At 74.4% G+C, this 22699-nt stretch carries 21 protein-coding genes; 8 read left to right on the top strand and 13 right to left on the bottom strand.

Translation table 11 applies throughout. The features are described from left to right. Positions 1-3: 3 nt before the first annotated feature. From Ae505Ps2_RS09905 to lon, 3 genes are all read left to right on the top strand, one after another. The gene (locus Ae505Ps2_RS09905; protein WP_139320153.1) at positions 4-729 is read left to right on the top strand and encodes a hypothetical protein; all 726 of its coding nucleotides are present in this window, start codon (positions 4-6) and stop codon (positions 727-729) included. Between the two features lie 157 nt (positions 730-886). Further along, positions 887-1195 carry a DUF2516 family protein gene (locus tag Ae505Ps2_RS09910; RefSeq protein ID WP_075334136.1) on the top strand — a complete coding sequence of 103 codons (309 nt, stop codon included), beginning with the start codon at positions 887-889 and terminating at the stop codon, positions 1193-1195. A gap of 117 nt (positions 1196-1312) precedes the next feature. After that, the gene (lon, locus tag Ae505Ps2_RS09915; protein ID WP_020625753.1) at positions 1313-3655 is read left to right on the top strand and encodes an endopeptidase La; all 2343 of its coding nucleotides are present in this window, start codon (positions 1313-1315) and stop codon (positions 3653-3655) included. 174 nt (positions 3656-3829) lie between these two features. Here lon and Ae505Ps2_RS09920 read toward each other — a convergent pair whose 3' ends face one another. The 3 genes from Ae505Ps2_RS09920 to Ae505Ps2_RS09930 form a co-directional block, all read right to left on the bottom strand. Next, positions 3830-4747 carry a DUF559 domain-containing protein gene (locus Ae505Ps2_RS09920; protein ID WP_075308664.1) on the bottom strand — a complete coding sequence of 306 codons (918 nt, stop codon included), beginning with the start codon at positions 4745-4747 and terminating at the stop codon, positions 3830-3832. Between the two features lie 428 nt (positions 4748-5175). Further along, a complete protein-coding gene (gene purU / locus Ae505Ps2_RS09925) occupies positions 5176-6048 on the bottom strand; it encodes a formyltetrahydrofolate deformylase (RefSeq protein WP_020625755.1) in 873 nt (290 codons plus the stop codon). Then, positions 6048-6545 (bottom strand): DUF2505 domain-containing protein, encoded by a 498-nt coding sequence (locus Ae505Ps2_RS09930; protein ID WP_020625756.1) that lies wholly within the window; start codon positions 6543-6545, stop codon positions 6048-6050. The genes purU and Ae505Ps2_RS09930 overlap by 1 nt, the downstream gene beginning before the upstream one ends. A 23-nt stretch (positions 6546-6568) precedes the next feature. Between Ae505Ps2_RS09930 and Ae505Ps2_RS09935 the strand changes: the two genes are divergently transcribed. The 3 genes from Ae505Ps2_RS09935 to Ae505Ps2_RS09945 all read left to right on the top strand — a co-directional run bounded on the left by Ae505Ps2_RS09935 (position 6569) and on the right by Ae505Ps2_RS09945 (position 9155). After that, on the top strand, positions 6569-7618 hold the full coding sequence (locus Ae505Ps2_RS09935) for a UDP-N-acetylmuramate dehydrogenase (RefSeq protein WP_075308662.1): 1050 nt from the start codon (positions 6569-6571) through the stop codon (positions 7616-7618). A 132-nt stretch (positions 7619-7750) separates the two neighbouring features. Next, positions 7751-8959, top strand: coding sequence for an Ig-like domain-containing protein (locus Ae505Ps2_RS09940; protein ID WP_075308660.1), 1209 nt, complete (start codon positions 7751-7753; stop codon positions 8957-8959). 16 nt (positions 8960-8975) lie between these two features. After that, positions 8976-9155, top strand: a complete 180-nt coding sequence (locus Ae505Ps2_RS09945; RefSeq protein ID WP_020625827.1) for a hypothetical protein — start codon at positions 8976-8978, stop codon at positions 9153-9155. On the opposite strand, the gene Ae505Ps2_RS09950 is transcribed toward Ae505Ps2_RS09945, so the two are convergent. Continuing rightward, complete coding sequence (locus tag Ae505Ps2_RS09950) at positions 9152-9889, bottom strand: SDR family NAD(P)-dependent oxidoreductase (RefSeq protein WP_020625826.1); 738 nt, start codon at positions 9887-9889, stop codon at positions 9152-9154. The two genes, Ae505Ps2_RS09945 and Ae505Ps2_RS09950, sit on opposite strands and share 4 nt — an antisense overlap. A 17-nt stretch (positions 9890-9906) precedes the next feature. Continuing rightward, complete coding sequence (locus tag Ae505Ps2_RS09955) at positions 9907-10215, bottom strand: DUF2530 domain-containing protein (protein ID WP_051050285.1); 309 nt, start codon at positions 10213-10215, stop codon at positions 9907-9909. 65 nt (positions 10216-10280) lie between these two features. Here Ae505Ps2_RS09955 and Ae505Ps2_RS09960 point away from each other — a divergent pair, with 65 nt between their 5' ends. Continuing rightward, positions 10281-11714: an NCS2 family permease gene (locus tag Ae505Ps2_RS09960; RefSeq protein ID WP_075332905.1), complete on the top strand. Its 1434-nt coding sequence runs from the start codon at positions 10281-10283 to the stop codon at positions 11712-11714. A 168-nt stretch (positions 11715-11882) separates the two neighbouring features. On the opposite strand, the gene Ae505Ps2_RS09965 is transcribed toward Ae505Ps2_RS09960, so the two are convergent. From Ae505Ps2_RS09965 to Ae505Ps2_RS09995, 7 genes are all read right to left on the bottom strand, one after another. Next, on the bottom strand, positions 11883-12788 hold the full coding sequence (locus Ae505Ps2_RS09965) for a glycoside hydrolase family 16 protein (RefSeq protein WP_075308655.1): 906 nt from the start codon (positions 12786-12788) through the stop codon (positions 11883-11885). 211 nt (positions 12789-12999) lie between these two features. Beyond that, positions 13000-14478, bottom strand: coding sequence for a glycoside hydrolase family 16 protein (locus Ae505Ps2_RS30300; RefSeq protein WP_084786242.1), 1479 nt, complete (start codon positions 14476-14478; stop codon positions 13000-13002). A 24-nt stretch (positions 14479-14502) separates the two neighbouring features. Continuing rightward, the gene (locus Ae505Ps2_RS09975) at positions 14503-15069 is read right to left on the bottom strand and encodes a hypothetical protein (RefSeq protein WP_075308653.1); all 567 of its coding nucleotides are present in this window, start codon (positions 15067-15069) and stop codon (positions 14503-14505) included. A 4-nt stretch (positions 15070-15073) separates the two neighbouring features. Next, a complete protein-coding gene (locus tag Ae505Ps2_RS09980) occupies positions 15074-16225 on the bottom strand; it encodes a hypothetical protein (RefSeq protein WP_075308651.1) in 1152 nt (383 codons plus the stop codon). Positions 16226-16228: 3 nt separating this feature from the next. After that, complete coding sequence (locus Ae505Ps2_RS09985; RefSeq protein ID WP_075553575.1) at positions 16229-16744, bottom strand: hypothetical protein; 516 nt, start codon at positions 16742-16744, stop codon at positions 16229-16231. Next, positions 16741-18186: a hypothetical protein gene (locus tag Ae505Ps2_RS33990; protein ID WP_139318843.1), complete on the bottom strand. Its 1446-nt coding sequence runs from the start codon at positions 18184-18186 to the stop codon at positions 16741-16743. The genes Ae505Ps2_RS09985 and Ae505Ps2_RS33990 overlap by 4 nt, the downstream gene beginning before the upstream one ends. 162 nt (positions 18187-18348) lie before the next feature. Then, a complete protein-coding gene (locus Ae505Ps2_RS09995; protein WP_075334137.1) occupies positions 18349-19836 on the bottom strand; it encodes a glutamate--cysteine ligase in 1488 nt (495 codons plus the stop codon). A 167-nt stretch (positions 19837-20003) separates the two neighbouring features. Between Ae505Ps2_RS09995 and Ae505Ps2_RS10000 the strand changes: the two genes are divergently transcribed. Continuing rightward, positions 20004-20813 carry an RNA methyltransferase gene (locus Ae505Ps2_RS10000; protein WP_075308640.1) on the top strand — a complete coding sequence of 270 codons (810 nt, stop codon included), beginning with the start codon at positions 20004-20006 and terminating at the stop codon, positions 20811-20813. Positions 20814-20897: 84 nt separating this feature from the next. Here the strand turns inward: Ae505Ps2_RS10000 and sepH are convergent, their stop codons facing one another. Beyond that, positions 20898-22541, bottom strand: a complete 1644-nt coding sequence (sepH, locus tag Ae505Ps2_RS32575; protein ID WP_212567623.1) for a septation protein SepH — start codon at positions 22539-22541, stop codon at positions 20898-20900. Positions 22542-22699 lie beyond the last annotated feature (158 nt).

Genomic DNA, 22699 nt, shown 5'->3' on the forward strand with positions numbered 1-22699 from the left:
GCCGTGAACCTCCCCACCAGCGCCGACGTCCAGAAGCTGCGTGAGCAGACCGCCGAGCAGGCCGAGGTCGTCCGCACCCCGCTGCTCGCCGTCCTCGGTGCCGGCGACTACGCCTACAGCACCGTGACCAAGGTCGTCACCGACGCCCGCGAGACCGCCACCAAGCGCGCCGAGGAGGTCCAGACCCGCGTCCAGGAGCTCCCCGAGGAGCTCAAGGAGCTGCGCGGCAAGCTGTCCTCGGACAACATCCGCAAGCAGATCGAGGAGTTCCGCTCCGAGGTCGAGGGTGTCTACGTCGGCTTCGCCCAGCGCGGTGAGAAGGCCTGGGGCCGCATCCGCAAGCAGCCGCAGGTCAAGCAGGCCATCGCGACGGTCGAGGACCTGACCGAGAAGTTCGACACCCGCGTCGACGAGTTCGTGGACGAGACCCACGAGGTCGCCGTCAAGACCCTCGGCGCCGTCACCACGCAGACCCGCTCGGTCGGTGAGAAGGTCGCCCGCCGCGCCCAGACCGCTGCGGGCGAGGTCGCCGAGGCCGTCACCGAGGTCTCGAAGGAGGCCGCCGAGGCGATCGAGGAGGCCGGCGACGAGGTCGCGTCCACCACGCGTTCGACCGCGCGCCGCGCCGCCGCCAAGACCGACCCGAAGACCGCCACCGGCGCGAAGGTCCCGGCCCGCAAGCCGACCACCCGCCGTGGCACCTCGAGCGCGTCCGCCGCGAAGAAGTGACACCCGCCGGGCCCCGCGCCCGGTGAGCACGCACCGCGCCCCCGGCCGATCCTCGATCGGCCGGGGGCGTCGTCGTGTGCGGGGCCGTGGATCGGGCCGCCCGGGATGTGGCGCCGGACGTGACCAGCGCCCGGGTTGTCCGTACTCTGGCCGCGTGCTGTCGCTGCCAGGTGCCCCCGATGAAGTGATCATCTTCGTGATCAAGTGGATCATGGTGGTGGTCGGCGGGTTCTCGTTCGGGCACGCGCTGAGGCAACGCGCCGACGCCTTCACCGCGGCGGGCAAGCTCACCAAGAACGCCTGGTTGGGCATCACCGGCGTCGCGCTGCTGCTCCTGCTCGTCACGGGCGGCCCGATGTACGGCGGGGCCATGTTCTGGCTGGCCGCCACCGTCGCGACGCTGGTCTACCTGGTCGACGTCAAGCCCGCGGTGATGGAGGTCCAGGGCGGCGGACCGCGTTGGTGACCCACCCGGTCCTCGGGGTGCTCACGGCCGTCCCGGCCCGCCGAGGTCCGCGTTCGCCCTGAGCGGACACGACTCAACTCCGGGAAGCGGAGGGCCCTCCGCGTGGTTGTGCCGGGCATGAGTGACGTGCTGACGCTCCCGGTCCTGCCCCTCGACGACGCCGTGGTCCTGCCCGGCATGGTCGTCCCCGTCCGCCTCGACGACTCCGACACCCGTGCCGCGGTGGACGCGGCCACCGCCGCGGCCCAGGACCGTGACGACGGGAGACGGGTGCTCGTCGTCCCCCGCATCGACGGCCGCTACGGCGCCATCGGCGTCGTCGCCGTGCTCGAGCAGATCGGCAGGCTCCCCAACGGGGACCGGGCCGCCGTCGTGCGCGGTGAGCGGCGCGCCCGCATCGGGTCGGGGGTCTCCGGTCCGGGCGCGGCGCTCTGGGTCGAGGCCGAGCCGATCGAGGCCGGTGCGCCCACCGGCCGCACCCAGGAGCTCGCCCGCGAGTACAAGGCCCTGGTCGTCGGCATCCTGCAGCAGCGGGGCGCCTGGCAGGTGATCGACTCGGTCCAGCAGACCGACGACCCGGGTGCGCTCGCCGACCTCGCCGGGTGGGCCTCGTGGCTCGACGTCGCACACAAGGCCGAGCTGCTCGCCGAGACCGACCTCGACGCCCGGCTGGAGAAGCTCCTGGAATGGACCAAGGAGCACGTCGCCGAGCAGGAGGTCAGCGAGAAGATCTCGAACGACGTCCGCGAGGGCATGGAGAAGCAGCAGCGTGAGTTCCTGCTGCGCCAGCAGCTCGCGGCCATCCGCAAGGAGCTCGGTGAGGACGACCCGGAGGGCTCCGACGACTACCGCGCCCGCGTGGAGGCCGCCGACCTGCCCGACGACGTCCGCAAGGCCGCGCTGACCGAGGTCGGCAAGCTGGAGCGCGCCTCGGACCAGAGCCCGGAGTCCGGCTGGATCCGGACCTGGCTCGACACGGTCCTCGACATCCCGTGGAGCACCACGACCACCGACTCGTCGGACCTGGCGGAGGCCCGTCGCATCCTCGACGCCGACCACGCCGGCCTCGACGACGTGAAGGAGCGCCTCGTCGAGTTCCTCGCCGTGCGCGCCCGTCGCGGACGCAAGGGGCTCGACACGATCGGCGGCCGCGGCTCGGGCGCGGTGCTCTCGCTGGTCGGCCCGCCCGGCGTCGGCAAGACGTCGCTGGGGGAGTCGGTCGCCCGCGCGCTCGGACGCAACTTCGTCCGCGTGGCGCTCGGCGGCGTGCGTGACGAGGCGGAGATCCGTGGCCACCGGCGCACCTACGTCGGCGCGCTGCCCGGCCGCATCGTCCGCGCGATCCGCGAGGCGGGCTCGATGAACCCGGTCGTGCTGCTCGACGAGATCGACAAGGTCGGCAGCGACTTCCGCGGTGACCCGACCGCGGCGCTGCTGGAGGTGCTCGACCCGGCGCAGAACCACACCTTCCGCGACCACTACCTGGAGGTCGACCTCGACCTGTCGAACGTCCTGTTCCTGGCGACGGCGAACGACGCCTCCGCGATCCCCGGCCCGCTGGCCGACCGGATGGAGATCGTGACGCTCGACGGCTACACCGAGCCGGAGAAGGTCGCGATCGCCCGCGACCACCTGCTGCCGCGTCAGATCGCGAAGGCCGGTCTGGACGACGGCGACGTGGAGTTCACCGACGTCGCGCTCTCGATGATCGCCGCCGAGTACACCCGGGAGGCCGGGGTCCGGCAGCTGGAGCGGGGCCTGGCGAAGGTGCTGCGCAAGGTGGCGGTGCAGCTGGACGCGTCGGACACGGCGCGCCCGGTGCACGTCGACGCCGACGCGCTCGTCACCTACCTCGGACGGCCGCGGTTCACCCCGGAGTCCGCCGAGCGGACCTCGGTGCCGGGCGTCGCCACCGGACTGGCGGTGACCGGCGCCGGTGGGGACGTGCTGTTCATCGAGGCCACCGCAATGGAGGGCGAGCCGGGCCTGCAGATCACCGGGCAGCTGGGCGAGGTCATGACCGAGTCGGTCTCGATCGCCCTGTCCTACCTGCGCTCGCGCGGGCTGGCCGGTGACCTCGCGTCGCGCAAGCTGCACGTGCACGTCCCGGCCGGTGCGGTCCCGAAGGACGGCCCGTCCGCCGGCGTCACGATGACGACGGCGCTGGCCTCGCTCGCCTCCGGCAGGCCGGTCCGGTCGAGCGTGGGCATGACCGGCGAGGTGACGTTGCAGGGCAAGGTCCTGCCCATCGGCGGGGTGAAGCAGAAGCTGCTCGCCGCGCACCGGGCCGGACTGACCGACGTGATCATCCCGAAGCGCAACGAGCCCGACCTGGACGACGTCCCGGAGTCGGTGCGCGCCGAGCTGCGGGTGCACCCGGTCGCCGACGTCGCCGAGGTGCTCCGGATCGCTCTGGAGCCGGCCCACGAGGCGGCGGAGGCCGAGCAGCCCGCGGCCTGACCCCCGTCAGACCGGCGGCGTGAGCCGCACGAACCGGCGCCCGTCCCGCATACGCGGGGCGGGCGCCGTCGTGTGCGCGCCCGTCCCGCGCCGCGCCGCCCCTCGTCGCACCCGCCCCTCGCCGCGCCGCGTGCCCCGCTGGGCTCCTACCCGAGAAGCTCGCCGAGATGCAGCTCAGCGGGAACTGTCGATCTCCACGGCCCGCTGAGCTGCATCTCGACGACTGTGGTCGAGCACCTGGCGCACCTCGGCGACGATCTCGTCGGGCCGTCGGTGCATGTCCAGGGCCGTGTAGCGCAGCACCCGCCACCCCGCCGCGACGAGACGGGTGTGCCGCCCGGCGTCGGCGCGGGCCGCCTCGGGCGTCGCGAAGTGACCGCCGCCGTCGTACTCGATGCCGAGTCGGTGGTCGGGGTAGGCCAGGTCCAGCCACAGCGCCGTGCGCCGGGCGTCGTCGAGCACCGGGTGCTGGGGTACCGGCCGCGGCAGGCCACCCCGGACGAGGACCAGCCGGAGGCGGGTCTCCGGCGGGGAGCCGGCGCGGGGGTCGGCCCACACCAGCGCGTCGACCACGCGCCGGACACCACGGGCATGGGTGTGCCGGGCCGCGAGGTTCAGCAGTACGTCCGGCGCGAACGACCCGCGGGACAACGCGTCGACGGCGACGACACCCTCGGTCGGGCCCGACCACCGGGCCAGGTCGAAGGCGGTACGCAGGCGGGTCGTGACGCGGACACCGCGGACGCCGGTGACCTCGTCGGGGTGCAGGACGTCGCGCCGGACCACGACGCCGTCGCGGGATCGGGGCCCGGCGCGCACCGCGGTCACCGCGACCTCGGCGGGCGCGGCCCGCGGGGCGCAGGACGCGCCCAGGAACTCGGCGGCGGAGTACCCGCAGAGCACCGCGTCCGGTCCGGCCCACAGGTACGCCGCCAGCGACCGCAGCCGCAGGTCGGCGTGGGCGTCGGCGGGGGCGTAGGTGTCCGGGAGCAGCCGGCGGAAGCGGGGCCCGCGCAGGAGGTCGGGCGTGACGAGACCCGCCGCCAGGGCCGCGGTCCCGCGGAACACCTCGGGCCATCCGGGGATCGTCATGCACCGATCGTGCTCCGGGCGCTGCGCCCGCCGGACCGGATCAGCCGGACTCCGTCGCCATCGCGAACGAGGACGTACGCCGAGATGCGGCTCAGCGGGAATAGTGGATCTCCGCGGCCCGCTGAGCTGCATCTCGGCGCCGGTCCGCCACGCTCCTGCGGGCCGCGGCCCGTTCCGCCGTGCTCCGGCGGGCTGCGGCCCGTTCCGCCGTGCTCCGGCGGGCTGCGGCCCGTTCCGCCGTGCTCCGGCGGGCTGCGGCCCGTTCCGCCGTGCTCCGGCGGGCTGCGGCCCGTTCCGCCGTGCTCCGGCGGGCTGCGGCCCGTTCCGCCGTGCTCCGGCGGGCTGGGGCCCGGTCCGCCCCGCGCGGGACATACCGCGCCGCACGGTGCGCGTGACGCACCGCCCGGGCGCGGCTCGGGCCTGCGACCTCAGCGGAAGACGACGGTCCGGTTGCCCTGGATCAGGACGCGGTCCTCCAGGTGCCACCGCAGCCCACGGGCCAGCACCAGGCGCTCGATGTCGCGGCCCCGGCGCACCATGTCGGCCGCGGTGTCCCCGTGGTCGACGCGGGCGACGTCCTGCTCGATGATCGGGCCTGCGTCGAGGTCCGCGGTCGCGTAGTGACAGGTCGCGCCGATCAGCTTCACCCCGCGCCGGTGGGCCTGGTGGTAGGGCCGCGCCCCGGCGAAGGACGGCAGGAAGCTGTGGTGGATGTTGATCGCCCGCCCGGCCCAGGCCTCGCACAGGTGCGCGGGCAGGACCTGCATGAAGCGGGCGAGCACGATCGCGTCGGGGTCGTCGGCGTCGACGAGCTTGCGGATCTCCTCGAACGCGGTGACCTTGCCCTGCTCGCGGGCCGGGTCGCCGGGGGCCGGGAACGGCACGTGGTGGAACGGCACCCCGTGCGCGGCGACGACCGGCTCCAGCGACGTGTGGTTGCCGATCACCCGGGTGATCTCCACCGGCAGCTCGTCGGCCCACACCCGGCCGAGGATGTCGTGCAGGCAGTGCTGGTCGCGGGTCACCAGGAGCACGGCGCGCTTGCGGACGCCGGTGTCGGAGATGCGGTGCTCGCCGCCCAGCTCGGCGGCGACCGGGGCGAACCGGGCGCGGAGCTCGTCGACGTCGAAGGGGACCGACGCGGCGTCGACGACCTGGCGGGTGCAGAACACCCCGGCCTCGACGTCGGCGTGGTAGGCGGCCTCGGTGATGGAGGCGCCCAGCTCGGCGAGGAAGGTCGAGATGCGCGCGACGATGCCGGTGCGGTCCGGGCAGGACAGGGTGATCACGTAGTGGGACATCAGGAGATCCGGGAGAGGGTGAACTGGGTCTCGGCGGCGAGCAGCTGTTCGATCTGCCCGGCGACCGCCTGCTCGATCCTCCCACCCACCAGCGGGACCTTCACCGTGACCTCGGCCCGGATCCGGACCTCGCTGCCGCCGTCGACGTCGGCGATCCGCATCACCGACCGGGCGGTGGCGGGGGTGCCGATGACCTGCACGGACCCGGTGCCGTCGTAGACGCCGGAGTCGCCGGCCCGCCACTGCTCGGTGCGGTCGATCTGCAGGTCCCCGCCGGGCACGAAGGAGGACACGATCGACGGCAGGTGCTCGCCGGGGATCCCGTGCCGCAGCGTGTAGCGGACGCCGTCGGGAGTGGTCTCGTACGCGGTCACCCCGGCCCCGGGACCGCCGATGTGGCGCAGCTGCTCCTCCAGCAGATCGCGGTCGACCATCGCCGCGTAGACCGTCGAGGACGGGTGCGCGGACGTTGCGCGGTAGTCGATCGTGCGCGGCATGGGCGAAGGCTACCGTTGCGGTCGTGAGTTCCCCCGCTGCGACGACGGTCGACCCGATGCTCAGCGCGCACACCACACTGCGCCTCGGCGGACCGGCCTCCCGCATCGTGCGCACCGAGGGCGCGGCCGAGGTGGTCGAGGCCGTGGCCGGCGCCGACCGGGCGGGGGAGCGGGTGCTGTTGGTGGGCGGCGGGTCGAACCTCGTCGTCGCCGACGCCGGGTTCGACGGCACCGCCGTGCTGGTCGCCGGGCAGGGTGTCCGCCACGAGCGCGACGGCGACCGGGTGCTGCTGACCGTCGAGGCGGGCGTCGACTGGGACGAGCTGGTGGCCGGCACCGTCGCCGACGGGCTCGGCGGGCTGGAGTGCCTGTCCGGGATCCCTGGGCGAACCGGCGCGACCCCGGTCCAGAACGTGGGCGCCTACGGCGTCGAGGTCGCCGACCTGCTCGTCGACGTCGACCTCTACGACCGGCGCACCGGGACCGTCCGCGAGCACGTGCCCGCCTCGGACCTGGGGCTCGCCTACCGCACCAGCATCCTCAAGGGCAGCGACGACGCGATCGTCCTGCGGGTGCGCTTCGCCCTGCAGGCCGACGGCCGCTCCGCCCCGATCCGCTACGGCGAGCTCGCCCGCACCCTCGGCGTCGAGCCGGAGACGCGGACCGACCCGGCCGCTGTCCGCGAGGCGGTGCTCGCGCTGCGCCGCGGGAAGGGCATGGTCCTCGACGCCGACGACCACGACACCTGGTCGGCCGGCTCGTTCTTCACCAACCCGATCCTGCCCGTCGACCGCGCGCCGCAGGTCGACGGCCTGGCCGCCTGGCCCGCGGGGGAGGGCCGGGTCAAGCTCAGCGCCGCCGGGCTGATCCAGAACGCGGGATTCGGCCGCGGGCACGCCGGCCCCGGCGGCCGGGTGTCGCTGTCCACCCGGCACGTCCTGGCCCTGACCCACCGCGGCGGCGGGACGACGGCCGACCTGCTGGCCCTGGCCCGGGAGGTCCAGAGCGGCGTCGCCGAGCGGTTCGGTGTGACCCTGCACCCCGAACCGGTGCTGGTGAACTGCGCCGTCTGACACCCTCTGTGGTACGGTGTCCGGTTCGTCTTACGCCGCACGGGGGAGTGCCGTCCTCCTGCCGGTCGGAGGCGCCGGATCCGGGCGTACGGTCGGTGTCCAACGCAGGAGATCGAGTACGCGGGGGAACGGTTGCGACGGGTACTGATCGTCGTGGTGGCGCTGATCGGCGCGCTGGGCATCGTCGGGGCGGTGGCCCTGGCGGCCTCGCCGCAGGACCCGGCGGCGCCGCAGGCCGCACCGCCCCCGGCCGGGCCGCAGGTGAGCTACCAGCCACCCGTGCGCAGCGCAGGCGGAGCGGGCACCGACACCGTCTCGGCGGCGGCGACGGCGAACCCGGCGCAGCCGGTGTCGGTCCGCACGGCGGGCGGCACGCTGGACGGGGTGTCGCTCACCGACCCGGACGGCGACGCCGTCGACGGCGCGCTGTCCCCGGACCGCACGACCTGGACCAGCAGCGGTGACCTGGACTTCGCCACCACCTACACCTGGCACGGTCGCGCCGTCGCCCCGGACGGCACGGCGACCCCGGTGCAGGGCACCGTCGCGACGCTGAAGCCCGCCCACACCGTGCGCGGCACCCTGAACATCGGCGACGACCGCACCGTCGGCATCGCCGCGCCGATCGAGATCCAGTTCGACCGGCACGTCCAGGACCGCGCCGCTATCGAGAAGGTCCTGAAGGTCACGACCTCGAAGCAGGTCGAGGGCGCGTGGGGCTGGCTGCCGGACGAGAACGGCGGCTCGCGCGTGCACTGGCGGCCGAAGGAGTACTGGCCGTCGGGCACGAAGGTCACCGTGGACGCGCCGCTGAAGGGCGTCGACTACGGCGGCGGCAGCTACGGCGCCGAGGACCTGAGCACCTCGTTCACCATCGGCCGCGCCCAGATCGTCAAGGCCGACGCCCGCTCGTTCCGGATGATCGTGATCCGCGACGGCAAGCAGGTCGCGGACTACCCGGCGTCCTACGGCCTGGCCGACGACCCGAACCGCAACACCCGCTCGGGCATCCACGTCGTCACCGAGAAGTTCACCGACAAGCGGATGGTGTCCGCGCAGTACGGCTACGACGTCGTCGAGAAGTGGGCCGTCCGGATGAGCAACAACGGCGAGTTCATCCACGCCAACCCGGTGTCGGCCGCCGCGCAGGGCACCGCGAACGTCACCCACGGCTGCGTGAACCTGTCGATCGAGAACGCCAAGGCGTACTACGACACCGTCCTCTACGGCGACCCTGTCGAGGTCACCGGCACGCCGGTGCAGCTCTCCGCCCGCGACGGCGACCTCTGGGACTGGACGCTGTCCTGGGACGAGTGGAAGGGGTTGTCGGCGCTGTCCTAGCGGGTACCCGCCGGGCATGAGCGTTCCCGACGACCGCGCCGCCAGCCGATCCACCCCGCTGCCGGAGGAGGAGGGCACCGAGCCCGACGCCTCGCAGATCCTCGGCGAGTCCGAGGAGCGGATCGCCGGCGCCGTCCGGGGCGAGAGCCCCGGCGACGACGCCGACGAGAACCGCCGGTCGGAGGAGACCCTCTAGCGACGGTGCCGCCGGGTGCCCGACGCCTGGTCGCGCGGCTTGAGCACGATCTGGTCCAGGTTGACGTGCGACGGCCGGGTCGCGGCGAAGACGATGGTGTCGGCGACGTCGTCGGCGGTCAGCGGGGTCAGGCCCTCGTAGACCTTCGCCGCCTTCTCGGCGTCGCCGAGACGCACCTGCGAGAACTCCGTCTCCACCATGCCGGGGCAGATCTCGGTGATCCGGATCGGCTCGCCGAGCAGCTCCCCGCGCAGGGTGCGGTGCAGCATCGCCTGGGCGTGCTTGGCGCCGGTGTAGCCGGCGCCGTTGTCGTAGAAGTCCAGCGCGGCGATCGAGGTCACGGTGACGATGTGCCCGTCGCCCGAGGCCCGCAGCTTCGGCAGGAACGCCTGGGTGAGGCGCAGCGTGCCGGCGACGTTGGTCTCCCACATCCAGCGCCAGTCCTCCTCGTCGGCGTCCGCGACGGGCTCCAGGCCCTTCGCGCCGCCGGCGTTGTTGACCAGCAGCTTCGCCTCGGGCACCGCATCGGCGAACGCGCGGACGGACTCCCGGTCGGTGACGTCGAGGGGCAGCGCGGTCCCGTCGATCTCCTTCGCGATCTCCTCGCAGCGCTCCACCCGGCGGGCTCCCAGCACCACGTGGAAGCCCGCGGCGCCCAGTGCGCGGGCGGTGGCGGCGCCGATCCCGGAGGAGGCGCCGGTGACGACGGCGGTCGGACGGTCGTTCGCGGTCATGCCGTCGAGCCTATGACCTACCTCGGCTCGACGCCGCGCTGCGCCGACCGGTCCCCGCGCCGGGCGGCGGCCCGCTGCGCGGAGAACACCGCGGCCCCGAACAGGCCCACCCCGGTTCCGGCGACGCAGGTCCAGAACCAGGCGCCGGCACCGTTCGCGGGGTCGAACCCGGAGCCGGTGACCATCGCGACCACGGCGGCGACGCCCGCGCCGATCGCCCACAGCAGCATCCCGCCGAGGATCACCGGCGGGGACTCGTAGAAGCGCGCCGGCAAGGGCGGCGGGGGCGGTGGATCGCTCGCGCGCTCGCTCTCGTGGGCCGTCACGGGGCCGTAGCCTAAACGGTGCACGGACGGAACCCGCAGCGTTGCGCCGCGTCTAGGGTGTCGCCGTGATCGAGCGCCTGTTCCGCGTGTCCGAACGCGGCTCCACCGTCTCCCGCGAACTGCGCGGGGGACTCGTCACGTTCATGGCGATGGCCTACATCATCGTCCTGAACCCGCTGATCCTCGGCAGCGTCACGCCGGGAGACCCGTCGGCCAAGGCCGACGCGCTGGGCGGGATCCTCCCGGTCGCCCAGGTCGCCGCGGTGACCGCCCTGGTCGCAGGCGTGATGACGATCCTCTTCGGCGTGATCGCGAACTACCCGTTCGCGATCGCCACTGGCCTGGGGATCAACACCCTGCTGGCCGTGACCATCGCGCCGATGATGACCTGGCCCGAGGCGATGGGCCTGGTCGTCATCAACGGCATCATCATCGTGATCCTCGCCCTGACCGGCTTCCGGACGGCGGTGTTCAACGCCGTCCCCACCGAGCTCAAGACGGCGATCGCGGTCGGCATCGGCGCGTTCATCGCGCTGATCGGCCTGGTCGACTCCGGCTTCGTCCGCCGCCTGCCCGACGCGGCCAACACCACGGTCCCGGTCGGCCTGGGCACCGGCGGCTCCATCGCCTCGTGGCCGACGTTCGTGTTCGTCATCGGGCTGATCATCGTCGGCGTGCTGGTCGCCCGCGGCGTGCGTGCGGGCATCCTGATCGGCGTCGTGGTCAACACCATCATCGCGATCGTCGTCGAGGCGATCGTCCGGGTCGGCCCCGGTGGCCCGACCAACCCCGGCGGCTGGTCGCTCGCCGTGCCCGCGATCCCGGACCGGATCGTCGGGCTGCCGGACCTGTCGCTCGTCGGCCAGGTCTCGCTCGGCGCCTTCACCCGGCTCGACATCATCACCGTCGTCCTGCTGATCTTCACCCTGGTGCTGGCGAACTTCTTCGACGCCATGGGCACGCTCACCGGCCTCGGTCGCCAGGCGGGCCTGACCGACTCCGACGACAAGCTCCCGAACGTCGGGAAGGCGCTGGTCGTCGAGGGTGCGGGCGCGGTCGCCGGTGGTGTGGGGTCCGCGTCGTCGAACACGATCTTCGTCGAGTCCGCGGCCGGTATCGCCGAGGGCGCACGGACCGGGCTGGCGAACGTCCTGACCGGTCTGTTGTTCCTGCTGGCGATGTTCTTCACGCCGCTGTACTCGATCGTCCCGGTCGAGGCCGCCGCCCCGGCGCTGGTCGTCGTCGGCGCGCTGATGTTCCGCCAGATCACCTCGGTCTCGCTCGACGACCTGCGCACCGCGATCCCGGTGTTCCTGACGATCACCGTCATGCCGTTCACCTACTCGATCGCCAACGGCATCGGCGCCGGGTTCGTCAGCTATGTCGCGCTCGCGGCGGCCACCGGGCGCGCGAAGCAGGTCCACCCCCTGATGTGGGTGGTGGCGGTGCTGTTCGTGGGGTACTTCGGCGTGGGACCGTTGCGGGAGCTGCTCGGCTAGAACTTTCCGCCCACCACTCTTGCTTACTTAGGCAAGGCTGCGCTAACTTACAGAAGTCGCTTCGTGGTGGGAGCGGCGCGTCAGTTCGGGACAGGAGAAGGCCCCGGACCCCACAGGGTCCGGGGCCTCCTTCTTTCCCCAGTCACACCCGTCCCGCCGCCGAGCGGGTCAGGGCGCGTAGATGCGGACCCAGTCGACCTGGAAGTCCAGCGTCTCCGGCGAGGTCGCGTCCGGCGCCGGGATCCAGTCGTCGCCGTAGGGGCCGATGTCCTGCTGCATCGCCAGGTGCATCGACCGCGGCGGGATCTGCTCCGGATCGGTGGTGCGGAAGACCTCGGCGCCGTCGATGTAGAACACGACCCGGTCGGGCAGCCACTCGACGGCGTAGGTGTGCCACTGCGTGAAGTCGCCGCGGATCGTCTTGCCGACCTGGCTGTTGTCCTCGCCGTAGTGGACGATCGTGTGCGTCTCGTTCCGCTCGGGCTTCGGGATCTCCATGAAGTTGAGCTCGCCGCCCTCGGGCCAGTCCTCGGCGTCCGGCCAGAGCAGCGCGACGTCTCCGTAGCCGACGCCGGGGTTCGTCTTCGCCCGGATCTCCCAGCGGCCGTACTGCTGGCCACCCCGCCAGGCCAGCCCGGCGGAGGTGCTCCCGCGGCTGGTGAGGACGAGCTCGCCGTCGCGGACCGCGATGTTCTCGACCCGGTGCCGGCCGTTGCCCCCGGTGGTCTCGCCCGTGTACGGGCTCCAGCGCGTGCGGTCGAGCGCGGTGCCGTCGAACTCGTCGTGGTCGGTGAGGCGCCAGCCGTTGCGCACGGCCGCCTCGGTGTCCGAGCGGGACGCGGGGTCGAGCTCGCCGACCTCGGTGGGCCGCTCCTGGTCGTGCATCCCGCCCGGCGACGGCGGTGCCGCCGGTGCGGGGGTCGGCGAGGACGAGCCGGTGAGCAGGGACGGTTCCACGGCGACCGTGACGATCCCGGTCAGTACGGCCAGACCCGCCACGAGGCCGACGACCGCGGGCCAGCGGCGACGCGCCGGGGCCTCGGGGTCGTGCTCCTGCTCCGTCTGCTCCTGCACGACCCACTCCTTGATCGTCGACGGCGGGTCGGCGGCAGCCTAGGAGCGCTCGGCTGTGGGGGAGCTGAGAGGCCCGGGCCACCGCGCATCGTGCACCGGGCCGGGGCGCCCCGCGAGGTGGCTGCATGATCGACCGTTGTGGAGCGGAGAGGTCGTCCTGTGCACCTCCGACTCCCCAACCGGTGATCATGCTCGGGTGGGGGCCGCCCGGTCAGCCGGCCGAACCCGGTGCCGCCCCGCCGTCGGTCGTCGCGTCGGGCGAACCCCCGTCGAGGGTGTACTGGCGGACCCAGTCGACCTGCATCTGCGTCTCCTTCCCCGAGCCGCCGCCCTTGGGGAACCAGTCGAGCTGGATGCACAGGTGCATCGGCCCCGGCGGCTGCACCTTCTCCTCGGTGGTCTCGAACCACTTCTCGCCATCGACGTAGGCGGTGATCCGGTCCGGCGTCCACTCCAGGGCCCAGTTGTGCCACTGCGTCGCGTCGACCTCAACGGAGCCCTCGACCTGGGAGTTGTCCGCTCCGTAGTGGAAGAATGCGTTGGTCTTCTGCCGCTGCGGGTCCATCATCTCCATGAAGTCGAGCTCGCCGCCCTCGGGCCAGTTCTCCGCGGTGGGCCAGAGCAGCAGCAGGGCGTTGTACGACGGGTCCCCGACCGGCGCGCGCACCCGGCCCTCCCAGCGTCCGTACTGCTGCGAGCCCTCCTTCCACGCCATGCCCGCGGTGTTGCCCTGGCTGTCCCCGGTGATCGTCAGGACGCCGTCCGCCACGCTCGCCGCGTCCGGGGTGCGGCGGCCGTTGCCCGCGTGCCCGGCGCCGTCGTAGATGCTCCAGCCCTCGGTGCCGTTGTCGAACTCGTCGGCCCGGACGGGCTGCCCCCAGCCCAGCTTCGCCGCCGCCGTGGTGCCCTCTGCGCTCCCGGTGGCGGGTGCCGGGTCGGTGCCGCCGGTGCCGCTGGGGCGGCAGGGCGGCGGTGTCCGGGAGCCGGAGGTACCGGATCCGCCGGTGAGGAGCCCTGCGGCCGCGTCGTCGCTCGTGCCGTAGGCGGTGGCGCCGGACTCGTCGGGGGCGGCGGTGGTGCCGCTGCCGGAATCGCGGCCCGTCCCGCTGTCGGAACCGGAGGAGGAGGCGGTACCGCCACCGCGCTCGGAGTCGTTGGAGCCGGAGCCGGAGCCGGAGCCGGAGCCGGTCGCATCGCCCGACCCGCCGGAACGGCCGCTGTCGTCGGACCCGCCCGCCCCGCCGTCGCCCCCGCCGCCGCGACGGTCCGTCGAGCTGCCGTCGGAGCTGCTGTCGGAGTCGCCGGCGGAGTCGTCGGCGCTGCCGGACCCGCTGTCACGTTCCCCGCCGCCGGAGCTGTCGGAGCCGGAGCTGTCGGAACCCGAGCTGTCGGAACCCGAGCCGTCGGAACCCGAGCTGGAGTCCGAGTCGCCGGAACCCGAGCCGCTGGACCCGGACCCACCGGAGCCCGAACCGGACCCCGTGCCGACGCACACCTCGCCACCGGCCCCCAGCTCCAGGTCCGGCCGCGGCGCACCGGCGGCGTCCTGCCCGGAGCTCGTCGACGGCGTCGCGGAGCCCCCGGGTTCCACCCCCACCAGCTCCCCGGCGGGCCCGAGCGCCAGGAGGACGACCGTGACCCCCTTGGCCAGCAGGGACTTGAGCAGCTGCTCCAGCTCGTCGGCGGTCATCGCCCACTCCAAGGTTCGGTCACGTCAGTCGTCCACATCGGGGGTGTCGGTGGTGATGGGGGTGTCGGCGGTGACCAGCCAGTGGCCCGCCGCGTCGAGAGCCAGGACCACCCGGGTGCGCCAGCGGCGGACCTCCGGTGCCGTGCCGGGCCCGGACGTCGTCGTGCGGACGGTCGCGACGAGCGCCGTGCGTCCGCGGGCCCAGTCGGTGGCGCCCTCGTCGAGGTCCTCGACCTCGGCGGTCCGGCCCGAACCGGGTGGCGGCGGGTCGAGGACGGGCGCTCCGGCGGCGGCCGGGCTGCCGGGCAGCGCGTACGGGGTGCCGTCGAGGGTGGTGCCCCCGGCCGCGCCGGCACCGGTGCCGTGCGCGGCGACGAGGTAGGCGCGCGCCACCGCCCCGGGCGACGACGGCCGCGTCGCCGGCACGGCCGGCTCCGGTCCGCGGACGGGGCCGGGATCGCCGAGGGCGTCCCGGTCGGCCGAGGTCAGCACCGCCTGCGACGGCGGTCCGGGCAGCAACGCGGGCACCAGCAGGGCCAGGGGCACCGCGAGGACCGCGGCGAGCACGAGCAGCGGCAGGGAACGTCGCACGGGGTCACTCCGCGAAGCTGATGTGGATGTGGTCGTAGTGGCCGCCGGTCGCGTCGGCGGTGTCGTAGACCCCGCCGCCGGTGTAGCGACGGCCCCAGCCGGAGCCGTCGGCGCGCACCGAGGGGTCCCAGTAGCGGCCCTGCCAGATCAGGTACTTGACCTTCAGCGGGGCCGCGTTGCGTTCCAGCCAGTGCGCGATCGCCCAGCCCTCGTCGAGGTCGGCGCCCTTCGCGAACGCCCCGGCCTTCCCGGTGAACACGTCGCAGGCCTTGCCCTTCGGATGGTCCGACCGCGGGTTCTGCAGGTGCTCGTCCCAACAGCCGACCGTCTCGATCGTCGGGCCGAACACCGCTTCGACGGCATCGAGGCCGTGCTTCGACGCGCCGGTGAGACAGCCGTCGGAGCGCACCGGGTCGGGTTCGTGGCACCCCGTCGCACCGCCGGTCCAGGCGGGCGCCGGCGCCGATGCGGCGTCCTTCGCCGGTGCCTTCGCCGCGGGTGCCTTCGCCGGGGCGGCCTTCTGCGGCGGTGGCGGGGACGACTCGCGGTCGTCGACGGCCGTCGTGCCGGAGTAGTCGGCGACGAAGCCGTGCACCGCGTCGAGGTAGCGCCGGATCGCCGACGCGCACGCCTGCGAGCAGTTCGCCTCCCCTGCTGCCGGCACCCCCGACCTCGACCCGGTGACCCGGCTGCAGCCCGCGATGTGGCAGACCAGCATCGCGTCGAGCACCGGGACGTCCTTCGGGGTCGTCGCGAGATACCCGGCGGCGGCGCGCAGCGTCGAGCAGAGCCACGGCACGACGACGCGCAGGTGCCCCTCCGGCTCGGTGAGCGCCGCGTCCGGCCAGGGTGCGCCGCCGGCCGCGACCCAGGTCCGTTCCGAGACCTGCAGCAGCCCGGCGGCGGTGCCGGTGCGCAGCTCCGGGTCCCAGCCCGACTCCGCCTGCACCTGCGCGACCACCCAGGCCGGCGGCAGCTCCGGGCAGCCCTGCGAGGTCAGCTCCGTGACCAGGTCGAGGTAGGGCCGCGCCGCCTCCGGCACCCGTGCCGCGTCGATGCCCGAGGTGACCGGATCCGCGGTGGGGGCAGCCAGGACCTGACCCGCCGTCCCCAGCAGGAGCGCGACGACGACCGGCACGATCAGCAGCGCGCGCACGGCTCACCGGCCCGGCCCGGTCGGGAGGGCCAGTACCCCACGCATCGGTCGCAGCCCACCGACGCTGGCCGGGGTGAGCGGCCGGTCGAGTCGTCCGGACGTGGTCAGCGCGGTGACGACCCGGCCGATCGCGTCGGCGTAGCGGCGGACCGCGGCCGAGGGCCCGGGCCGGGTGAGGACCCCGGCCGCGTCCGACCACGGGTCCGCCGAGCGGGCCCAGCCCGGCACCGCGGGCAGCGCGACGACGGCTGCCCAGCCGGGCCCCGCGGCGTCGGCGTCGATGCCGTCGGGGTCGGCGGTGCCGGGGTGCAGGACGAGGACCGGTGAGCCCGGCCCGGGCGCCGGGGCGACGCGGGCCGCGGCAGCCAGACCGGCCGCGGTGTCCCGGGTGACGACGACGTCGGGCAGCAGGTCCGGCCCGCACACGCGCCCCAGGTCACGGCCGTGCAGGGCCCTGGCGACGGTCGTCGTCCCGACCCCGCCGGCCAGGCCCCCGACGACGGGGACACGCCCGGTCACCGCACACCGCCCCGTGCGAGGTCGACCGGCGACGGCCGCCGGGCCGGCTCGGCCGCGGGCCCCGCGTCGACGACGAGCCCGTCGTCGGTGAGCGCGACGGCCACCTCCAGCCGGACCCACCGCGCGGCCAGCCCGCGCCAGCCGCGCGCAGCCGGGGCGGGGGCCCCGGCGGGCGCCCCGATCGGGTCGTCGGGCTCGGGCTCGGGCGCGGCCGTCCCACGGGCGTCGACACGGCGGTAGGGCACGACCCGCACCCGGACGTCGACGACGGCCCGGTCGGCATCGGCGCGGACGCGGCCCGGCAGCACGAGGTCGGCCCGCTGACGTCCGGTCCCGGTCCAGCCGAGCAATCCGTCGGCCGCGGTGGCGGGCAGGTAGGCGGCGAGGACACGGGCGCGGCGGTCGACGTCGTCCTCGTCCCAGGACAGCAGGTCCGCGGCGAAGGCCCCGGCCAGCGCGGACGCCTCGGCGGGGTCGACGAGGGGCGGCGGGGCGGTCCGGACGGGGGAGCCGGTGGCGGGCCGCGCCCCGGCGTGGCGGGAATCCGGTCCGGCTGGGACCGGCGACGGGTCGGAGGGGCCGGGCGACGGGTCGGCAACACCGCGCGGCAGGTCGGCGAGACCGGGTGACGGGTCGGCAGGGCCGGGCAACGGGTCGGCGTCGCCGGGGAACCGGTCGGCGTGGCTGGAGGAGGGGTCGGCGTGGCCGAGTGACGGGTCAGCGGGGCCGGGCGACGGCTCGGCATGACCGGGTGACGGAGCGGGAGAGCTGGGTGACGGGTCGGGGGAACCGGCCGAGGGGGCGGCGGGGGCGGATGACGGGGCAGCAGCGGTGCCGGGCGCGGTCCCTGTCGTTGCGACCGGGGCTCCGGCGGGGCGGGCAGCCGGACCGTGCTCGGGGCCCGACGGCGCCGGACCCGGCGCCGCGGTCGTCGTGCCGGTCGTCGTGGTGGGCGGCGTGCTGGGTGGAGTGACGGGGGCCGGCGACGCGGCTCCGGACGCTGCACGATCCGCCCCTCCCTCGGCCGGGGACACCGCGGCAGGCGCCCAGGCCGCCCAGGCCGCAGCGACCTCGTCGGAGGCGGAGGCGGAGACAGGGGCGGGGGCCGAGGTGGCGGCGGCAGGGGGCGGTACCGGCGGGAAGCCGAAGGGATCGGTGACCGGCTCCGGCTCGGCGATCGGCTCCTGCGGCGGCCGCCGCGGCGTCCAGAGCGCCGGTCGCGCCGCCGCGGTCGCGGGACCCTCGGCGGGCAGCGCCGTCGCACCCGTCGTCGGCGCCGGGGGCATCCCGCTCGTCGACGGCGCCGGGAAGGCCTCCCGGGCCCGGGACGGGACGGGCCGCGGCGCCGGTGCGGGAGCCGGGTCGTCGAGCCAGGGGTCGGGACCGTCGTCGAGGAGGTGCTCGTCGCGGGAGGTGCGGCCGAACAGCCGGAACGGGGACATCGTCGTCGCCCGGGTCATCGACGCCGGTCGGGCTGGTGCTGGATGGACATGTCCCTCCGTCCCGTACGCGCACCCGGGGCGGGTGTGCGGAGGGGGACGGTAGGAACGCGAGGGTGGTGAGCGGGCCCGGTCGCGGAGAATGCTTCGCGATGGCGAAGCCGATCAGTCGGGGATCTCCCAGGTGTGGACGGGCTGGTTGGCCGTCGAGTGCGCCAGGTAGCGCTCGAGCATGCCGCGCAGGGCGGTCATCCGGTCCGCGCCCCGCGCCTCCAGCGCGGCGACGGTGTCGATCTGCCACGACGACCCGGTCTGACGCGTGACGCAGCGCCGCTCCAGCACCGTCAGGTACCGGTCGCAGACCGCGCCGGAGACACCCCAGCGGGCGAGCCCCTCGTGCGCCAGGGGGAGCAGCTTGCGCAGGGCGAGCTCGTCGGGGAGCACCCAGCCGGTGCCGGGCCAGTACAGGGGAGCGTGCATGCCGTGCTTGGCCGCGGTCTGGAAGTTCTCCCGGGCCGCCTCGAACGACACCGCCCGCCACAGCTGCTGGTCGGCCTCGACCAGGGTGCGGAGCAGGCCGTAGAAGAACAGCGCGTTGGCGACCATGTCGACGGTCGTCGGCCCCGCGGGGAGCACCCGGTTCTCCAGCCGGACGTGCGGGGTGTCGCCCGTACTGTCGTAGATCGGCCGGTTCCAGCGCCAGATCGTGCCGTTGTGCAGGGTCAGCTCCGGCAGGTCCGGGAACCCCTTGTCGCGCATCTGCGTCGCCGGGTCCACGTCCGAGGTCAACGGCATCAGGGCCGGGAAGTAGCGGGCGTTCTCGGAGAACAGGTCCAGCACCGAGTCGATCCAGCGCTCGCCGAACCAGACCCGTGGCCGTACCCCCTGGTTGTGGAACTCGGGGGTCCGGACGTCGCAGGACTGCTCGAACAGCGGGATCCGGGTCTCCGACCACAGCTGCGACCCGAGCAGGAACGGCGAGTTCGACCCGAGCCCCAGCTGGACGCCGGCCAGGCACTGCGCGGCGTTCCAGTAGCGCCCGAAGTTCGCGGGGGAGACCTGCAGGTGCAGCTGCATCGACGTGCAGGCCGCCTCGGGGATGATCGTGTCGAAGTCGGCGTTGACCCGCTCCTCCGGCGAGCAGCCGGCGATGTCGATCCGGATCGGCTCGCCGCGCGCGGTGAGCATCTGGTCGTTGAGCGCCTCGTAGCGGTCCTCGGGGGAGATCGCCTCGGCGGTCATGTGCCCCGGGTCCAGCGTCGGCAGGATCCCGATCATGACGAGCTGGGTGCGCAGGTCCCCGGCCTTCGCCCCGGCGCCCGCGAGCAGGTCGAGCAGCTCGTGTTCCAGCTGGCGCCACTGGTCGCCGGGCAGCGGGCGCGGCGGGAGGTTCAGCTCGAGGTTCCAGCGGCCGAGCTCGGTCTGCCACTCGCCGGAGTTGATCGTGTCCAGGACGTCGGTCCCGTTGAGCGACGGCGCCAGCTCTGGACCGACCAGGTTGAACTCGATCTCCACGCCGGTCATCGGCTCCGTGTCGGAGAACGGGTAGCTGCTGAGCAGGTCACCGAGAGTGTCCAGACAGCGCTGCACCTTGATCCGGTACCGCTGGCGGTCGCGCCGGCTGAACGTCGTCCGGTCGACCACCTGACCCATGCGCGAACCGACCTCCATCGAACGGGGAGCGCCTCCTCACCCGCACGGCGGAGGGCCGTGCCGAGGGAGGCGGCACTACACCGTGTCATATCGCCGGACCGGGCGGTACCGGCTGACCGGGCGACCAGACGCGGCGAACGGTCAGTGACGTGGGACGATCGGGCGTCGTGGCCATACTCACCACGGTCGAGCACCCCGACGACCCCCGTATCGACGATTACCGCGACCTCACGACCGCCGATCGGCGCCCCGATCGGCCCGGTGGGCGCGGGCTGGTGATAGCGGAGGGTGTCGTCGTCGTGCGTCGTCTGCTCGACTCTCCGTATCCGGTGCGGTCCCTGCTGGGGGTCCCGCGCCGCCTCGACGAGCTGTCCGACGACCTCGCCGGCGTCGACGTGCCGGCCTACGCGACCGACGCCGACACGATGGCCCGCGCGGTCGGGTTCCATCTGAACCGGGGGGTGCTCGCCGTCGCCGACCGTGCTCCCGCGCCGTCCCTCGACGACGTGCTGGCCCGCGCCCGCACGCTGGCGGTCTGCGAGGGGGTGGGGGACCACGAGAACCTGGGGTCGTTGTTCCGCAACGCCGCCGCCCTCGGCGTCGACGCGATCCTGCTCGGCCCCGGCTGCTCGGACCCGCTCTACCGGCGCAGCGTCCGCGTCTCGATGGGGCACGTGCTGCGGGTCCCGTTCACGACCCTCGACGGCGCGTGGCCCGCCTCGCTGGACCGGCTGCGGGAGGCGGGGTTCACCGTCGCGGCACTCACCCCCGCCCCCGACGCCGAGCCCCTCGCCACGGCGGGCCTGGGCGGCCGGAAGGTCGCTCTGCTGCTGGGCGCGGAGGGCCCCGGGCTCACCGACGAGGCACTGGCCGCCGCCGACCGCCGTGTCCGGATCCCGATGGCGAGCGGCGTGGACTCGCTCAACGTCGCGACGGCCGCCGCCGTCGCCTTCCACGCCGTCACCGGCGGGAGCTGACCCCGGCCGTGTTCCCACACCGGATCCGGGCTCCCACACGGGACCGGATCCGGTGTGGGAGGTCGGAACCCGTGCGGGAAGGTGTCAGCGCTGGCCGCGGACGCCGAGCAGGACCTCGTCCCACGACGGCATGACCGGCTTGCCCTTCTTCGTCCGCCGCGATCCTGCGGTGGATGGGCGGCGCGGGGCCGCGGTCTCGGCGTCCTGTGCCGGGGTGGGGTCCGTCTCCTGCTCCGACGTGGCCGGGGTCTCGGTGGTGGCCGCGGCGGGTGCCTCGGTGCGCTCGTCGGCAGACCCGTCGTTCGTGGCGGCCCCGTCGTTCGTGGCGGTCCGGCGGTCGTCGGTCGCGGGACTCGCCGCGGCGGAGTCCGTGTCGGTGCCCGCGGGCCTCTCAGCGGAGTGCGCCTCGGTGGACTGTGCCGCGGTGGACGGCGCCGCAGCGGACGACCCTGCGGTGCTCGTCGCCGCCTCCGCGGTCGTGTCCTCCGGAGTGGCCGATGCGGTGGCGGCCGGTGACGTGCCGGCGGGGGCCGGGCTGCCCGCTGCGTCGGTGTCCGACGCCGAGGTGGCCGCTCCCGTCGACGTCGCCGCCGCCGAGGCGGTCGCGTCCGTCGCGTCGTGCGCGGGCCCGGTGGCCGACGAGCCCGTACCGATTGCGTCCGTGGCGGTGGCCGCCGGGGCCGGGACGACCGGGTCCACGCCGTCCGAGCCGGTCGAGCTCGCGCCGCCGGAGGTCGTGCCGCCCGGGGTCGTGCCGTCCGCGGACACACCGTCCGAGGCGGGTCCGCTCGACGCGGTGTCGGTCGCGCCGGCCGACCCGGTCCCGTCGGTGGCGTCGGTGCTGTTGATGGCGTCGGTGCCCTCGACCTGCTCGACGCGCTTCGGGACCACCGGCGCCGCGGCGGCCGGGGCCCGGGTGTCGTCCGGGCGGGTGCCCACGGTGCGACCGGGTGTCTCGACGCGGGTCCGGGGCGGCGGCGGGCTCGCCCGACGCTGCTCGGGCGCGATCCCGCGCCCGGCCCAGGCCTCGGGCTGCTGCCCACCGGCCGCCGCGACGGCGCGCGCGGGAGCGGCGGTCGTCGGCGCCTCGGGGGCGTGGTCCTCGTCGCGGGCCATGTCGACCACCGACCCGAGCGGGCGCAGTGGACGTGCGGGCAGACCCTCGACGAGGTCGGAGGCGTGCTCGTCCAGCGCGACGACGGTGCCGCCGTGGGCACCGGGCTGGAACGCCCAGTGCGCGGCGTTGTCCGAGCGGCCGGTCTGCCAGGTCAGGACGACGACCCACTTGCCGTCCTCGCCCTTCCAGGAGTCCCAGCCGGCCCCGGCGTAGTCCTGTCCGCGCAGGCCGAAGGTGTGCGCGACCGTCTCACCGAGCGTGCGTGAGTCGGGGCCGTCGGCGCGCTGCGGATGTGCACTCTGGGCCAGCTCGGCGGTCCGCGACCGCTCGAGCAGGACGGGATAGGCGAAGCGTTCGATCTTCTGGGTCGGGACGCCGGCCGCGGCTGCGACCTCGTCGACCGACGCGCCACCCCGGATGCGGGCCTGGATCTCCCGTGGGCGCAACTGGCTCTCCAACTCGATCGCGATCTGGCCGAGCCGGGTCACGTCACCCCGTGCCGCGGCCCGCAGCTGCTCGTCGGCCGGCACCGTGTAGCGCTCGCGGCGGCCCGGGTCTTCGAGGACGACCGAGCCGTCCCCGGTCACCCCCACGACCCGCAACGCGCGCATCGACCTGACCTCCTGCTGTCGTCCCCGTCCGGGTGACGGTAGATGGCGAGGGGTCCGTGCCGGGTGAGGCGCGCCGGGCGAGTTCTGCCTGGTCGACAACACCTACTCGCCCGGGGGACCACCGGACCTTTCTCACTGACCGTGCTCAGCGTCGCACA

Source organism: Pseudonocardia sp. Ae505_Ps2 (genome assembly GCF_001932425.1).
GTDB lineage: Bacteria > Actinomycetota > Actinomycetes > Mycobacteriales > Pseudonocardiaceae > Pseudonocardia.